Below are 15,225 nucleotides of genomic sequence, written 5' to 3'. Positions count from 1 at the left end.
TATGAAATGTGTTTTTTATTTAAAGTGCACTGAAATCGATATTGATACGCTTAGGTTACTCAGTTTTCACCGAGGTGTAACTTGGATCAATCTCGTTGAATTGACCAAAAAACAGGCAGGTTGCAAATGATAAATTGTGGTAATGAATAGGGGGATATGACAACTTTAATGCAGATTAAAATGGCTAATCGTTAAAATTATCCAGTGGCTGCTTATTCTTTTAGCAATGGAATGTATTTTTTGGAAGCTTGCTTTGCCGAATAAAAAAACGCGCAGGCTTTTAGGCCTGCGCGTTTTTAACGTATGAATCTATTTCAGCTTTTAGTCGCGGAAATTATCAAACTGTAGTGGTTGGCCTAGCTCTTCAGCTCGAATGGCTGCCATTGCTGCCTGAAGATCATCGCGTTTTTTACCAGTAACACGTACTTTATCGCCTTGGATAGATGCTTGAACTTTTAGTTTGGCATCTTTGATCAACTTAACTACTTTCTTCGAGATAGTTTGATCAACACCTTGCTTGAATTCAACAACACAAGAGAACGATTTACCAGTACGCGTTGTTGCTTGCTGATCCATTGACTGTGCATCAACATAACGCTTGGCAAGGTTACTACGTAGAATGCTGACCAACTGGCTAAGTTGGAAGTCAGATTCAGTGGTGATTTTAACCGCCTCTTTTTCTAGTTTGATACTTGCGTCTACACCACGGAAATCAAAACGAGTTTCAACTTCGCGCGCTGAGTTATCGACAGCATTTCTTACTTCTACTAGATCAACTTCAGAAATAATATCAAAAGATGGCATGTGTATAATCCTAATCTTATTTAGTTAACTAAAAGGGACTCGCCCTTAATTTTAATACTTTTACTTATGTTTTACTGCATCTGCAAGCATATCAAGCATTGTTGTTGTGTCTTCCCAACTGATGCATGGATCAGTAATCGACTGACCGTATGTGAGCTCATCTAGTTTGCAAGAGTTAACCGCTTGGTTACCTTCAACAATAAAACTTTCCGCCATAATACCAGCGATAGATGTGCTGCCATTACGAATTTGTGTACAAATGTCTTCGGCGACATTGAGTTGGAGGCGGTGTTGTTTCTGGCAATTGCCATGGCTGAAATCAACCACTAATCGTGGCGGTAACTCGAAGCTTTCAAGCGTTTGACATGATTGTGCGATATCAGAAGCTTTATAGTTCGGCTCGTTACCACCGCGTAGAATAATATGGCCGTGTGGATTGCCTGAAGTGCGGTAGATAGTCATTTGACCATCTTTTGCTGGCGAACAGAAAATATGAGACTCACGCGTTGCGCGAATTGCATCAACCGCAATTTTGATGTTGCCGTCAGTGCCGTTCTTAAAACCGACAGGGCAAGAAAGGGCAGAAGCCATTTCACGGTGGATTTGAGATTCTGTGGTTCGTGCACCAATGGCACCCCAAGAGATAAGATCTGCCAAATATTGGCCAGTGATCATATCAAGGAATTCTGTTGCCGTTGCAAGGCCAAGCTTATTGATATCAACAAGCAGTTTACGGGCTTTATAGAGGCCAGTGACTAAATCAAGGCTGCCATCTAAATGGGGATCAGAGACTAAGCCTTTCCAACCTACAACAGTACGTGGTTTTTCAAAGTACGTACGCATCACAATACAAAGTTCGTCTTTATATTGGTCTTGAAGATCTGCCAGGCGTTGAGCATAGTCCATTGCAGCCTCGGTATCATGCACCGAACATGGACCAACAATAACCAAAAGGCGAGAATCTTTACCTGTGAGGATATCTTCAACTTGTCGACGACATTGAGCAACGTGCTCAGCAATATCATCCGTAATTGGGTAGGCCGCTTCAACTTCAGCAGGAGCGGGCATAGCTCCTAAGCTAACGGTGCGGAGTTCATCGGTTTTCATTGGCATAATACGTGCGCCTACCTTGGTATCTCTTAAATTAACGACGCGTTAAGATAGCCCAAAAGCCAACAGGAATAAACCAAACATGTGATATGTCATAGGTTTTTCCATAAAAATGCATCGGTTTGTTACGAATCGACAACGCATTGCTAACTAAACGTTATTTAGCTATCTCACTATAGAATAGATAAGGTAAATAAAACCTTTCAATATTTCTTGATAAAAGAAGCCTTATGCGGCATGTTGCCAATGTGTTTATTTTGTTTTCGTCATGGAAGATAGGAGTGAAATTAGAGCCTTATGACTAACCCTGCTCAGTCTGTTATTGCTACCTCGGTAGTGTTTACTCAAGCCAGTCAACTCGATCAATCTGATACCATAGGCTTGTTCTCACTGGATGATATTGTAAAGCAACATTATTTATTTCATCCGTATGCTTATGCTTTAACATCGTCTCTGACGCAAGAAGACCAAGTATCGATCGTTGCAGCGTGCGGTGATCTTCCTCCTGCGGAATATTACGTCACTGAGCTGACGAATATATTGGTACAAGCTGCTAAACATCAAAATGGTCAGCCATTACGGGTAGCACTTTCTGGTGTCGAATCATCATCACGCCTTAATCGTGTAGGTTGCGAATTAGAACCAGCAGAAACTAACCCTGCAATGGGCTTACGTGGTGTGTCTCGCTATGCAAATAATGCCCATAGAAAAAGCTTCGCACTGGATTGTGAGGCGATAAAGCGCGCTCGTTTAGGGAAAGAATGCCAGAACATAGAGTTGGTGATCCCGTTTGTACGCACGTTCAGCGAGGCGGCAACCATTATTGATTTACTGGCAGAGCAGGGCTTATGCCGTGGTGCCCAAGGGCTAAAAGTGCATATCCTGGCCGAGCTGCCTGCTAATGCTCTATTAGCCGAAACGTTTTTGCAGTATTTTGATGGCATGGTGGTGGATATTGATGTGTTGGCGCAATTCACCTTGGCATTAGATCCAGAACATGAAGCGTTAACGTATTTGTACGATGAGCAAAACGAAGCGGTACTGACGTTACTGCGTCAAGCTTTGAAAGCCGCTAAAAAAGCGGGTAAGCCATGTGAATTAATTAGTCGCCATCTTGATGATTCACCAAAGTTGGTTCGTTGGCTACACGAGCAAGACATAGCAACCGTCATCAAAGCAAAAGCGTAGCGTAAACGTTAATATTAAAACGACATTGAAGCGACCAAGGTAACCTTGGTCGCTTTTTTTCTTCTTGTTATTCGTCACAGTAAGCTATGTTGGATCAGCCTTGTTATGCCAATTCAGCTAAGGAACGGATTGTTATCTGCGCAAGAGCCTGAGCCCTGACTTACCCTAATTGGTATTAACGCAATAATAGATGACGTAAAGGTGTTCTCTCAATACCACGGGTAATAAGTAAAGATAGAAAGAACACAAGCGGCACAATCATAATATCTAACCAAATACTTTCAATGCTTAGCATAGTCGCAATGTTGAATACATAAATAATAATCAGTAAGTGGATAAGGTAAACGCCAAGTACATCTTTACTTGTATGCAAAATTGAATTTCTAATTACAGTCCTTTTTCCACCGAAATTGGGTTTTTTTAATAACATCATAAATAATCCCACCGCCCAAATAGGTGTGCCAATTAAAAAGTCATGGGTATTAAATGGCATATCATAATGTAATAAATAACGCGCTTCAGTGAAGTGCATAGCCATACCAAGTACAGCCATCAGCATTGCAATATTAAACTTACAGCGCCAATTTACACGACGTATTTCAAAGCCGATTGCGACCAGTAAGCAGCTAAAAAATGGACCATTACGAGTGAAGATTGGGGCTTCTAGTCCGAAGATCGGCTGGTAACTACCAGCAGCTAAGCCGTACATGTATAAGATGATAGCTATTGGTAATAACAGTGCTACTTTTTGATACTGATTTAAGACGGCAATTATTGCTGTTGCACAAATTAATGCTGGAACATACCAAAGGTGAACTAGTCCACCTTCAAAAAGGGTGTTTAAAGGCGTGCTCAATAAAAATTGCCAATAACCCTCACGCTCAGCAAGATAACCTTGTTCAAGCAGGAGTGTTAAGTTGTAAGGTGCAAGTAGGTAAATAATACTCCAAAAAAACCACACTTTTAAAAGAGGTAAGCTATAACGTTTGAGTGTCTGTAACGGGGCGCTGATGAGTTTAGGCGCAATGAAATAACCCGCTAATAAAAAGAAGAGGGGGACTGCAAAGCGGCCCGCTTGGTTTAATACTAATGAGAGCCAAGGTTCGCCATTAAAAAGCGGGGTTGTTGAAAAGGGTTTTGCATGAATAGTAATAATCGCGATGAGCGCAATTATTCGCCCCCATTCTAAACTCATTATCTTGGTTGAAACAGTCGGTTGGCTTATCGTTTTCATGAAGTAATGCAATTAAAACTGAATTAAAGTAGGGCTGTCAGTATCCTGAATCCGCTTTAAATTACTAGTTTTATAAAACGCAAAAGTGATTGAAATGACGAGATAACGAAGAAGATGTGTCGAGTTGTGAGTGAAGTCGATTTTTCGCACAGCAGCATAATGTTAGTAAGGTCATATTATGCTGCGTTCCGTGGGGGCGATTAATTCGACTCGTCGATTAAGAGCTACAACTTATCGTTAAGGTTTTCCCCCATTCGGGTGGAAGCTGAGCCATTGCCTGATAGTTTTGGTGCTCATCAAAGGGGGATGTCAGTACCTCCATGAGTGATTCAATACGAGAATAGTCGCCTTGTTCTGCTTCTTGAATCGCGAGCTGTGCTAAGTAATTACGCAAGATAAACTTGGGGTTCGTCGCTAACATCTTGGTTAGTCGCTCTGCATCACTACTGCTTATATTTGTTTCATCTAGCTCTTGGATTACCCGTTGCTGGTATTGAGTAAGCCAAGTGGCTAATTGAGCCTGATTTTCATTGCTATGATACTTGTTGGTCGAAGAGGCAGCTAATAGAGCGGTGGTGTTTGAGGCAATATCTGTCACCGATATTGCTGACAATGTTCTAAAGAATAGCGTGTAATCTAGCTGCAGCGCGGTTAAGCAGTTAAATAAGTTTTTAAATAAATATCCATCTTGGTCGTTGTACGTTATCAGCCCTAATTTAGCACGCATGTTCTTGCTATAGGCGGTTTGTAGCTGGGGTTCAAAGGTATCTAAAATAGCGTTGGCCGCATCAGATTCAATCAGTGGAGAAAGGGCATAACCAAGCGCCGCTAAATTCCATAAGGCAATACTCGGCTGCTGGTTAAAGGCGTAACGACCCGAATAATCTGAATGGTTACAAATATAGTTGGGGTTATAGTCATCTAAAAAACCATAAGGGCCATAGTCAAACGTTAGCCCGAGAATCGACATATTATCGGTGTTCATGACACCATGAGCGAAGCCAACACTTTGCCAGTCGGCAATCAATGTCGCGGTCAACTCAATGATATTTTGATACATCGCAGCATAAGGAGCTGGGTGTGTTTGTAAATCAGGGAAGTGGTGTTCAATGACATAATCAGCTAATAGCTTTAAATCACCGTGTTTTTGAGTATAAAAAAGATACTCAAAATGGCCAAAGCGGATGTGGCTTTCAGCAACCCTTATCAAGGTCGCACCTTGCTCTACTTTTTCACGGTAAACCGGCGTTGTACTACTCAATATTGCTAGAGCATGGGTGGTTTTAATGCCAAGCCCTGCCATTGCCGCGCTAGCAAGGTACTCTCTAATACTTGAACGTAATACTGCGCGTCCGTCGCCCTGACGCGAATAGGGAGTAAGCCCTGAACCTTTTAAATGTAAATCCCATTTAGCCCCACTAGAAGTAACAACTTCCCCCAGTAACACGCCACGGCCATCGCCTAAATCTGGATTGTATTGACCAAACTGATGCCCGGTATATTTCATCGCAAGGGGGGTAAAACTAGGGTGGGGCAGGTTTCCCGTAAATATCTGTGCAAAGCGATCTGTGGCGACATCTTTCGTATTTAATTCGAGTAATTGGCACACATGAGGATTAAAGCTGACTAAAAATGGATCGTTTAAAGGCTGAGGGGTAACCGCCGTATAAAAAGAGGCCGGAAGTTGGCTAAAGCTATTATTAAAAACCAATTGATCAAGTGTACGAGCCATGGCAGCGAATCCTGTGCAGTCTGAAATAGGCTGGAATTCTCTAAAACAATTTACTTGCTGAATTATGTGCATGCAGGCGTTTTGTTGAAGAGAAGTACTAACAATAGCTATAAGGTAGCAATATTTCAGCCGCTAACAAGGGACAAAAAGTAGGGTTATCTTAGGTTCAATAACAATAACCCTTATTGTCTCAGCATTGTCTCAGCCTATTTTTTGGTGCTATACACTGAAAATAGCGGTGCTCTGCATCAGAAAATAGGTAATTGAGATTCTTTTTCACTGGCCGTTTTATCTTTAATCGTTGCGTCTGTCCTTTCCGCGGTGGACTTTTTCTTTGGTGCAAGATCAATTGCTTCAATATCAACCACTTTGGAACGATTCATAATGACTTTCCAGCGTTGGATGCGGACAGTATTATCTTCATCGGTTTCTTGGGTGATTAAATTGATCAAGTGGCGCTTTTCTACCGACTCTTTGGTGACTTGGCCGTCTTTGAGTTGGTAAATACGCTGAGATCCTTTTTCCATTAAACTCGCAACGACACGTAGGTCAAGCATGATCGATTCGCGTGTTTGTTCATAACCACTCAGGAACTTGATCGGTGACATTCGTGTTGTGCTTTTATAGTGCAGTACGGCTTCTTCGCGTTGAGACACTTTATGCTTACGCGCTTTACGTATTTCACTGTCGAGCTTACTGAACTGAGTGTATTCCAGCCATTCCAACTGACGGCCGATAAGATGCCCGCTATTGGCATCAAAAAATTGCTTACGCCACTTAGGTTTATTTTTTCGGACTAAGCGCCATAGCACTTGTTTTAAATCGTCTTTAAAGACTTCACGTGCAGCATAAATGAAAGACAGAACAACGATGAAAGAGGCGGTAATATCGCCCAGTACACCACGTGCTTTTATTAGCATTATGGTGACAAAAATCATCACAAAGCCAGCGGCAAAACCGGTCACGATTTTTTTCGTGTTGTTACCCAACTCGATGGTTTTTTCACTCATCGTGACAGGGTATTCGATCAAACGGCGTAATAAGCGCATTTTGTTCGACATACGAGTAGGATCTTGCAGCGCTTTATTGGAGTTATAATTGTGCTTGCTACGGTGCTCGGATTCTTTATTGCAGACATCAAGCAACATGTCGCGGATTTCATTGTAATCATTACCGCGGGGTAAATGTGCCACTAATGCGAGACAGCGCTGCTCGGTAAACCAAGAGAGATAATTGTCGATGTTTTCGTAGTATTTCAGCAGCTTTTTATCTGTAGGAATACTTCGGCGTAAACGCTTTAGGATACGCACTGTCAGCTGTGCGACTTCCTCTACTTCTTCAATGGTGCGTTCTTGCTTGTCGTCTAATAATTGCTCGGATGTTTTTTCTAACGCCAAGGCATATTGGTAAGCATAGAGGCTTAAGCTTAAGCGGTATTGTTCCGTGGATAATTTTCCACGGCTGGCTAAACGGCTATGAACCAGAGGAAGGTGGTTTACATCACTGTAGTAGGTACGTTTTCCATGAATTGCATTGTGGTAAAACTCGTCTTCACTCACGATTTTATCTGTGAGGCCAAGTTCACCAGGCACAAAAATATAGAAATCTAACTGTCGATTAGTTGTTTCTTGAATAACATGGGAAATCTTAAGTTTATGCCCATCTTTTTTTTCAACAGTGATCACGCTGACAATATACCTCTTGGAGTTTTTCTTATTCTAGTTGATTTAAGTGCCGTTTAGCAGTTGATTTTACAGATGTAAAACTCAATAGCATGAAATTTCATCAAAAATATTTCAGATTGGTCAGGCAGCAGTGTTTAACATCACGTATAATGCGCTCAGCAATACTATTGAAATTATTTACCCTGAGAGTGTCATAGAATGATTAGAATTGGACAATACAACACATTAGAAGTCGTCAAATTAGTAGATTTTGGCGTTTTTCTTGATGGTGGTGATGACTTTGGCAATATCCTACTGCCGAAATCCTCTGTCCCTGAGGGCACTCAATTAGGTGATAAGCTCGAAGTATTTATCTACTTTGACTCTAATGATGAGATTATCGCGACAACAACGCAGCCAAAAGCAAAAGTAGGCGACTTCGCACTATTACGTGTTGTAGGTACATGCGAAATTGGTGCATTTGTGGATTGGGGCCTAATGAAAGACTTGCTGGTTCCATTCAGCGAGCAACGCCGCCGTTTGGAAGTGGGCCAAGATGTGATGATCCGCATTTACACAGATAAAGCGTCTGGTCGTATCGTAGGTTCAACCAAGTTTAACCGTTTTCTTGATAAATCACCGGCAAACTACCAAGTTGGCCAAGAAGTGCGTGTAACAATTGCAGAAGTAACCGATCTTGGCTTTAAAGCGGTTATTGAAGGCGAGCACTGGGGTTTATTATTTAAGACCGAAGCATTTGGTAAACTGTTTATTGGCAAGAGCCTTAAAGTTTACATTAAAGAAATCCGCGAAGATGGCAAAATTAACCTGTCACTGCAAAAAGCAGGTAAAGCCGGTGTGGATGACTTAGCTGACAAAGTGATCGCGACACTGGGTAAAAAAGATGGCTTTATCCCACTGAGCGACAAATCATCACCAGATGAGATTTTCAAAGAATTCCGTACAAGCAAGGCATTGTTCAAAAAGACAATCGGTGGCTTGTACAAGAAAGGATTAATCGTGATTGAACGAGAAGGTATTCGTTTAACCAACAACGATTAATCAGACCTTGATGTTAAAAAGCGCGCTTACTTGAGAAAGTAAGCGCGCTTTTTTGTGTCGCCAGTTTGTGTGTTGAAACCGCCGCAGTTCCAATCCCCATTTTCACGCAGAGCTATCCACTGCAAAGGTCGACGGTGAGTATGTGAGATGTTACTTAGATGCAAAAAGAAGTATGCATAACACTTGTTTGTGATCTAAAAACTAGTCAAGTGTGCTTTTTATGTTATACATGTATGGGTATTTAGGCTTGTTCACATGATTAATAGAAACAAGTGGTTATAACATGATGGATGAGTGTTGTACCTGTACGGGTAATTTAATTATTACGTAAACTTAAAAGGACTTAATATGAATGCGTTAAAAAGCTCTGTAGTGGCAATAGCAGTAGCGATGGCTTGTACTGCAAATGTTCAAGCTGCTGATGTACCTGCTGGCGTAAAGTTAGCGAAAGTACAAGAAATTGTACGTGGTAACGGTGATGAAGTACCGACACTGGATCCGACGTTTTCGTCTGACACTGCAAGTTCACGCGTTATTCAAGACATGTTTGAAGGGCTTGTATCTGAAGGCCTAAATGGCGACGTAATCCCTGCGTTGGCTAAAAGCTGGGAAGTAGATGAGACGGGGATGGTTTACACTTACCACCTACGTGAAGATGCACTGTGGTCAAACGGTCAGCCAATCACCGCAAATGATTTTGAGTACAGTTTAAAGCGAGCAATAAATCCAGCAACGGCAGCACCGTATGCGTGGTATTTAACCATGGCCCGCTTTAAGAATGCAGAAGCCATCAATAAAGGCGAGAAATCGATTGATGAGTTGGGTGTTGAAGCCGTCGATGCTCGCACACTGAAAATTACCTTAGATCAGCCTGTTCCATACTTTACCAAAATGATGGTTCACCCATCGACATACCCAGTTTACAAAGACGTCGTTGAAAAGTATGGCGATAGCTGGACTAAGCCTGAACATATTGTGACTAGCAGTGCCTACAAACTGTCTAAGTGGGTATTGAATGAGCGTATTATTCTAGAGCGAAATGAGCGCTACTGGAATAACGATAAAACGGTTATCAATCAAGTTACTTACTTACCAATTCAAGATTTGACCGCTGAATATAATCGCTTCCGTACAGGTGAAATTGATATCACTTCGTCATTCCCGCTTGAGCAATATAAAGCGATTAAACAAGAACGCCCGAATGAATTGCTAACCATGCCTTCGCTAGGTACGTACTACTACTTGTTCAATATGGATAAAGCCCCATTTGATGATGCGCGTGTGCGTAAAGCGTTAGCATACTCAATTGATCGTAATGTTGTGACTAACATTATTCTTGGTCAAGGCCAGCTTCCTGCTTATGGCGTAACGCCACCATCAGTATCGGGCTTCGAAGCACCGAAACTCGCATGGGGTGAAATTAGCCAGAAAGAGCGTAATAAGAAAGCGAAAGAACTGCTAGCAGAGGCGGGCTATGGCCCAAGTAATCCACTTGAGTTTGAACTGGTTTACAACACCAGTGAATCACATAAAAAACTGGCGTTAGTTGTTTCTTCAATGTGGAAGAAAAACCTAGGCGTTAATGTTGAGCTAGCCAACCAAGAATGGAAAACTTTCCTAGAGAAACTGAGTGCGAAGGACTTTGAGTTGGCGCGTTATGCATGGGTAGGTGACTACAACGAAGCATCAACATTCTTGTCGTACTTTGAAAGTCACGGTATGAACTACTCTGGCTGGAGTAATATTGATTACGATAAAGCAATGGCAGGTGCGATTAAAGCCCCTAGCGATAACAAACGTAACCAGTTCTACCAGAAAGCTGAGCAGGTATTTGCAGAAGAGATGCCTGCAATTCCATTGTATTTCTATACACGTTCAGTGCTAAAACAAACAACAGTCGGTGGTTATTCAATTGAGAATGCTGGCGATGCACGCTTTACCCGTGATATGTATATCACACAGTAAATACACAGGTTAAGGCTAAATAGGCCATAGTTAACCAAATATGATTAAGATGAAAGCCGAGCAGAAATGTTCGGCTTTTTCTATTTAGGATAAAAGAGGAGAATTAATAACATTACCCTCCTCAAATCATGCCAACGCCTTAAGCGTAGTGACACACTTCCAAAGGCATTTAAAACTGAAAAGTGCAACAAACGCATTGTTAGGCGAATATCAATATTTAGCTTTTTCATCATGAAAACAGAAACTAATATTGCGAGGTGAATCCATATTACTTTTTATCTTCACTGCTGCTTTCAGTCCAATTTGTTACTGTTTGTTCTTATTTCACAGCAGGAAAAAGAACAATGAAATGGATGAAGGTTGGTGCTCTGGCTATAGCATCTTTAGTTATGCTGGGATGCCAGTCGAATGGTGATGGTCAATCCCAGGCTCAAGAAACCTACAATGAATCAGCTGCAGATCGTTATATGAGTCAGCTATACACTAAAGCTGAACGGATTATTGAACGAGAAGATGGTGTGATTAGCCGTAATGGCGATCAGATCACAATCTTACTCGATGGCGATCGAAGTTTTGATTACAACAGTGCGTACATTCGTAGCGATAGTCATAAAGTATTGAGTGCTTTATCTGCATTGATAGCAAAGAACGAAAAATCCAAAGTATTCATCGGTGGGCATACCGATAGCTTAGGCCGTGATGAGTACAACCGTTCATTATCCGATAAACGCGCGAAATCCGTTTCAAATTACCTAACATTACGCGGTGTTGATAAAGAACAAGTAAATACTTACGGTTTTGGTGAAGTGAGCCCAATTGCTGACAATGATACAGCCTCTGGCCGCCAGAAAAACCGCCGCATTGATATTCGAATCACCCCGAACCTCGATGAATTTTAGTCAATGTAATGCGGCTATAACATGTAGCCGCTAACTTCATATCAACGTACATTTAACTAGTCAAATCCATGACAATTTAATTGTTTTAGTCGTTATTATAGGGAAATAAAATGTCTGCAAATTCAGCAATGACTTGGGCGAGTTACTTTGTCAGTTTTGCTTTCTTTTTATCATTAGCATTGGGAATGATTGTGGCTCACGGATAGGTAAGTAGAGTCGAGGATACACCAGCCGATAGAATGTTTGAGTAAGTCAGAGTAAATAACGTAATTGAGGCAGTGTGTGTGATTACGATTAAAAGAAGAAAACACGATATAAAAAAACACCGCGATGAAATGTCATTTCTCGCGGTGTTTTTATTGGTGGGGCTAAAATTAATGGATGCGCTATGAACGGATTAGCTACAAACAGGGCAGCTTGGCTGCTTGCCTAATTTCATTTCTCGCCAATTCATCGACATGGCATCGAGCATCAAAATTTTACCCGTTAGTGGTGTTCCCATGTTTGCCACGACCTTAATGGCTTCCATCGCTTGAACAGCACCGACAATACCGACAACAGGTGACATGATTCCTGCTTCTACACAGGTTAATGCTTGTTGGCCAAATAAAGTACTTAGGCACTCATAACAAGGTTGATCGCCTTGGTAGGTATACACACTGATTTGACCTTCCATACGAATCGCCGCGCCAGAAATTAGCGGTGTTTTGGTTTGGAAGCATAAACGATTAAGTTGATTACGCGTATCGACATTATCACTACAATCAAGCACTAAGCTATGTTGTTCAATCAGCGTTAACAAAGCAGCATCGTCGAGACGCTTCGCAATGGTTTCAACATGCAAGTTGGGATTAATCGTTTCGAGGGCGCGTTTTGCTGAATCAACTTTTAGCTGACCCACAGTGCTATCGTTATGTAATACCTGACGCTGTAAGTTAGACACTTCAACTTTATCATCGTCAATAAGCGTGAGTTTGCCGACACCAGCAGCGGCAAGGTACTGCGTAGAGGCGCAACCTAAACCACCAGCACCAAGAATAAGCATGGATGATGCTTTGAGCGCTTCCTGACCCTCAAAATCAAACTGGCGCAGAATAATTTGACGGTTATAGCGAAGCATTTCTGCATCGGTTAATTCAACCACAGTAAATCCTATTAAACGTAACGTTTTAAATCATGGAATAAAGCGCATTGATGAAATACGCTCATTCAAAGTGAAGCGGTATAAGTACACCTAGTGCAAATTACTTAGTACATAGTGTGATTGAATAGCTCAATCGTCACGTCTTCACCCGCTTGAACACGACCACGTTCAAGTTCTAGCACAACAAAACAGTTAGCATGGTGCATAGAATTAAATGCGCCAGAACCTTGGTTGCCCGTTGTTGCGACTTCAACTTGACCGTTAGCGTTAATGCTGTAAATACCACGTTGGAAATCAGTACGGCCAGGGCGTTTTTTGAATAACGTTGTCGCTTTTGCTGTTAGGCGCTGTGGCGGTTGGTATTGCGTGTGGCCTGCAAGTTTAGCCAGCATAGGCTGCACTAATTGATACAGGGTCAGCATGGCTGAAACAGGGTTACCCGGTAAGCCACAGAACCAAGCATTATTGATGGTCCCGAATGCAAAAGGTTTGCCCGGCTTCATAGCTATTTTCCAGAAACCAATTTCACCTTGTTCATCTAAAATATCTTTGGTGTAGTCAGCTTCACCGACACTAACGCCGCCAGATGTTACCACTACATCGGCTTCAGTTGATGCTTTATGGAAAGCTTCACGCAGTTGTTCTGGGCTATCAGGAATAATACCAAGATCTAAAACATCACAGCCAAACTTCTCAAGTAAGGCACGAATACCGTAGCGGTTGCTGTCGTAGATTTGGCCAGCGGCGAGGGTTTCCCCTAATGGACGAAGTTCATCACCTGTCGAGAAGAAAGCCACTTTAGGGCGAACAAGTACGGAAACTGTAGCAATGCCCAAAGAGGCAAGCAGTGGCATTTCGCGAGCTGTGACGCGAGAGCCTTTAGCAACTACCACATCATTTAAGCGCACGTCGTCACCGATAGGGCGGACATTGTCGTTGGCTGGTGGCTTTATCAAGAAACGAATATTGTCGCCATCGACTTCGGTTTCTTCTTGCATGATGACGGCGTCAGCACCTTCTGGCATTTGGGCGCCAGTCATGATGCGAATACATTGGCCTGCTTGCCACTCACCCTCGAAAGGGATACCTGCAAAAGATTTACCCGCAAGGGTTAGGGTGTCTGTATTAGCCAGATCTGCGGTACGAACAGCGTAACCATCCATTGCTGAGTTAGCAAAAGGTGGAACGTTAATTGGTGAGCGAATATCTTCAGCAATCACATGGCCCATTGCATCGGGTAGGGCAATGGTGTTTTTTGCTTCAAGTGCTGTTACTTGAGCAAGCATTTTTTCAAGCGCAGTTTCGATAGGCATTAGGCCCGGAGTATCGCAACATCCCATAATCAGTCGTGTCCGTCGTTAGTGATGTACCCACAGAGCTAAATCGGTGGGACTAAATGATAAGTCTTGGCTTATTTTGTTATTAGGAAAAGAACATCAATATAGAACAATGATTTCTCTATTGATTCCTTCTGGGTTAATTATGACAAAAAATCTGACTATGCCCTATACCAAATATGGCTAAAATGTGGAATCTCTTGTTTTGTTAAGCTTATATATTGAGTCTCTTGAAGGGAAAACGTTTGCGAGTGTCTAAACACCTACTAATTACGAGGTGTAATTCTTCTCATTTGGCGGTATCCTTCGGGGCAGATTTAAGCACTGGCATTGTAAATTAGGCTATTTCGCATTTAGGCCTGAGCCAAGTGGAGGGAAAGAATGACAGCATTAAGTGAATCCGCACTGTTAGTGCGCGACGCCCTAGCGGCACGTGGCCTTGAAACTCCGATGACCGAGAAGAAGGTTAGTCGAGAAGAGAAAAAAGAGAAAATTGAATTCCATATGCGTGAGATCTTAGAGTTGCTCTCGCTAGATTTAAGCGATGATAGCTTGATGGAAACTCCGCATCGCATTGCGAAAATGTATGTCGATGAAGTTTTCTCTGGGCTAGATTATGCTAACTTCCCTAAAATTACCGTCATCGAAAATAAGATGAAGTGTGATGAAATGGTGCGGGTTAAAAACATTACCTTAACCAGTACTTGTGAGCACCACCTCGTGACTATCGATGGTAAAGCGACAGTGGCGTATATTCCGCGTGGTAAAATTATTGGTTTATCCAAGATTAACCGCATTGTGCGTTTCTTCGCACAGCGTCCACAAGTACAAGAGCGCTTAACGCAACAGATCTTAGTCGCTTTACAGACGTTACTGGAAAGTGATGACGTTGCAGTAACGATTGATGCAACGCATTACTGTGTGAAATCACGTGGTGTGATGGACGCAACCAGTGAAACGACCACCACTGCACTTGGCGGTATCTTCAAAAAGAACCCTGCAACACGTGCTGAGTTTCTCAACGGTATTCGTTAATCGCTAGCTATAGCGACAATCTCTAGAGATAAAAAATATCCAGATATAAAA

At 42.2% G+C, this 15,225-nt stretch carries 12 protein-coding genes; 5 read left to right on the top strand and 7 right to left on the bottom strand.

Features of this window, described 5'->3' with window-relative positions; translation table 11 throughout:
* Positions 1-321 precede the first annotated feature (321 nt).
* Positions 322-804 (bottom strand): YajQ family cyclic di-GMP-binding protein, encoded by a 483-nt coding sequence (locus tag ASV53_RS16825; RefSeq protein ID WP_062691073.1) that lies wholly within the window; start codon positions 802-804, stop codon positions 322-324.
* 60 nt (positions 805-864) lie between these two features.
* Entirely contained in the window at positions 865-1,917 is a 1,053-nt protein-coding gene (locus ASV53_RS16820; protein WP_094957938.1) for a 3-deoxy-7-phosphoheptulonate synthase, read from the bottom strand.
* Between the two features lie 294 nt (positions 1,918-2,211).
* Between ASV53_RS16820 and ASV53_RS16815 the strand changes: the two genes are divergently transcribed.
* Positions 2,212-3,102, top strand: a complete 891-nt coding sequence (locus ASV53_RS16815; protein ID WP_094957937.1) for a putative PEP-binding protein — start codon at positions 2,212-2,214, stop codon at positions 3,100-3,102.
* A 175-nt stretch (positions 3,103-3,277) separates the two neighbouring features.
* On the opposite strand, the gene ASV53_RS16810 is transcribed toward ASV53_RS16815, so the two are convergent.
* From ASV53_RS16810 to ASV53_RS16800, 3 genes are all read right to left on the bottom strand, one after another.
* Complete coding sequence (locus ASV53_RS16810) at positions 3,278-4,336, bottom strand: acyltransferase (protein ID WP_094957936.1); 1,059 nt, start codon at positions 4,334-4,336, stop codon at positions 3,278-3,280.
* Positions 4,337-4,553: 217 nt separating this feature from the next.
* A complete protein-coding gene (locus ASV53_RS16805) occupies positions 4,554-6,068 on the bottom strand; it encodes a protein adenylyltransferase SelO (protein ID WP_094957935.1) in 1,515 nt (504 codons plus the stop codon).
* A gap of 248 nt (positions 6,069-6,316) precedes the next feature.
* Positions 6,317-7,753: a hypothetical protein gene (locus ASV53_RS16800; RefSeq protein ID WP_239928828.1), complete on the bottom strand. Its 1,437-nt coding sequence runs from the start codon at positions 7,751-7,753 to the stop codon at positions 6,317-6,319.
* A gap of 198 nt (positions 7,754-7,951) precedes the next feature.
* On the opposite strand from ASV53_RS16800, the gene ASV53_RS16795 reads away from it, so the two are divergent.
* From ASV53_RS16795 to ASV53_RS16785, 3 genes are all read left to right on the top strand, one after another.
* Positions 7,952-8,794 carry a CvfB family protein gene (locus tag ASV53_RS16795; protein WP_094957934.1) on the top strand — a complete coding sequence of 281 codons (843 nt, stop codon included), beginning with the start codon at positions 7,952-7,954 and terminating at the stop codon, positions 8,792-8,794.
* Between the two features lie 348 nt (positions 8,795-9,142).
* Positions 9,143-10,759, top strand: a complete 1,617-nt coding sequence (locus ASV53_RS16790) for a peptide ABC transporter substrate-binding protein (RefSeq protein WP_094957933.1) — start codon at positions 9,143-9,145, stop codon at positions 10,757-10,759.
* 344 nt (positions 10,760-11,103) lie between these two features.
* A complete protein-coding gene (locus ASV53_RS16785) occupies positions 11,104-11,658 on the top strand; it encodes an OmpA family protein (protein WP_062691068.1) in 555 nt (184 codons plus the stop codon).
* 397 nt (positions 11,659-12,055) lie between these two features.
* On the opposite strand, the gene moeB is transcribed toward ASV53_RS16785, so the two are convergent.
* Entirely contained in the window at positions 12,056-12,802 is a 747-nt protein-coding gene (gene moeB, locus ASV53_RS16780) for a molybdopterin-synthase adenylyltransferase MoeB (RefSeq protein WP_094957932.1), read from the bottom strand.
* Between the two features lie 104 nt (positions 12,803-12,906).
* Positions 12,907-14,142: a molybdopterin molybdotransferase MoeA gene (gene moeA / locus ASV53_RS16775; protein WP_094957931.1), complete on the bottom strand. Its 1,236-nt coding sequence runs from the start codon at positions 14,140-14,142 to the stop codon at positions 12,907-12,909.
* Positions 14,143-14,520: 378 nt separating this feature from the next.
* On the opposite strand from moeA, the gene folE reads away from it, so the two are divergent.
* On the top strand, positions 14,521-15,174 hold the full coding sequence (gene folE, locus ASV53_RS16770) for a GTP cyclohydrolase I FolE (protein WP_094957930.1): 654 nt from the start codon (positions 14,521-14,523) through the stop codon (positions 15,172-15,174).
* Positions 15,175-15,225: the final 51 nt, after the last annotated feature.

The organism is Photobacterium sanguinicancri (genome assembly GCF_002265265.1).
GTDB lineage: Bacteria > Pseudomonadota > Gammaproteobacteria > Enterobacterales > Vibrionaceae > Photobacterium > Photobacterium sanguinicancri.
This window is presented reverse-complemented; position numbering and strand designations above follow the sequence as displayed.